The organism is Bartonella sp. AA126HLJHH, assembly GCF_042197425.1.
GTDB lineage: Bacteria > Pseudomonadota > Alphaproteobacteria > Rhizobiales > Rhizobiaceae > Bartonella.
This window is the reverse complement of the sequence record NZ_JBHIRU010000090.1, coordinates 1-1,198: the sequence shown is the minus strand read 5'-3', so window position 1 is coordinate 1,198 and position 1,198 is coordinate 1. Positions and strand designations below refer to the sequence as shown.

General features: G+C 31.3%; 1 pseudogene. It reads right to left on the bottom strand.

Features of this window, described 5'->3' with window-relative positions:
- Positions 1 to 889 precede the first annotated feature (889 nt).
- A pseudogene (locus ACFIQC_RS09865) lies at positions 890 to 1,198 on the bottom strand (autotransporter domain-containing protein); the annotation flags it as partial.

The window sequence follows — 1,198 nt, the reverse complement described above, 5'->3', positions numbered from 1 at the left end:
TGTCACTTATCAGCATAGATTTAAGAAAATTGGTTTTTCTGGAACGAGTTTCTCTGCTGGATTGCGCCACCTTTTTTGATGAGCTGCAATATGTATTTTTAGTTAAAAGGCAGAAGATTTTCTGCCTTTTAATGTATTAAAATTTATTTTGCTTCATCAATATGGTTATTTTTTGATATAAAAGATTACAATAGATGCTTTCTTTTATGCGATGAGAAATTTTTCTAAAATTTTTGATGTTAAGATATGAGGACAGATTTCATTGTGAATATGAAAAGTTTGAATGCTGAATGCTTTCGGCATAATCTTTCAAAAGAGACGATATAGGTGGTTGTTTTTGTCCATTTCTTTATTCATTTTTATAGATCATAAGTTTAGTCTTTATGAGTTTTATGCATTTTTTTGAATTTTGTTTTAGAACTTTATTTACGTTTATATCATTTCATACGCATATTATTTGTTTCCTTTTTTAGGATGTTTACTTAAGAATTTTGGATAAATACTTGTTTTTAGAATAAACAGAGGGAGTTTGAGGTCAAATTATAATAAAAGTAAAGTATGCTTTATCGTGTTGTTATGGTTGTTGTTTTGTAAATGATAGGTGGCAGAGAAATTTCGATAAGATACAGGATATTATTTTCATTGCGGTCATGCGCGGATATCATCATTCTTTTTTCAGCATTCAATATTTGCGCAGATTTTAGCACTTGAGAATATTCATAAGAAGCAATTCACCTTTTTTCAAAAGTCCTTCTTTGCATGCCAGCTTCGTTTGTGATGGACAAGGGGTTAATTGATTAAATATAAACAGGTTTGAAATGAAAGAAATTTATAATATTCAGTTTTTATTCAATATGTAAAATGATGAATGAGCATTCTGAATTATTGCATGAAATTTTCCTAAATCAATATCACGCGTCTTATTAAACTGAAGATGCTGATAAACAACCTGAATCTGCGGAGCAAAAACAACACCTTTATCCCCTGTTGCAAACGTTCTACCGCTCGTTAAAGAACCGCTAAACTGTTTACCCTTTAACGCCATAACCTTGCCCCGTGAAAGGGTCAAAACATCACCTTAAAAAGACCATACGATACCACCCCATCTATATAAAAACCCCTATCATGCTGCAAATTTCCATAAGCAGCAACAGACCATTTATTAAATGCGCTTTTTTTGCTTTGTTCAACATCCTGA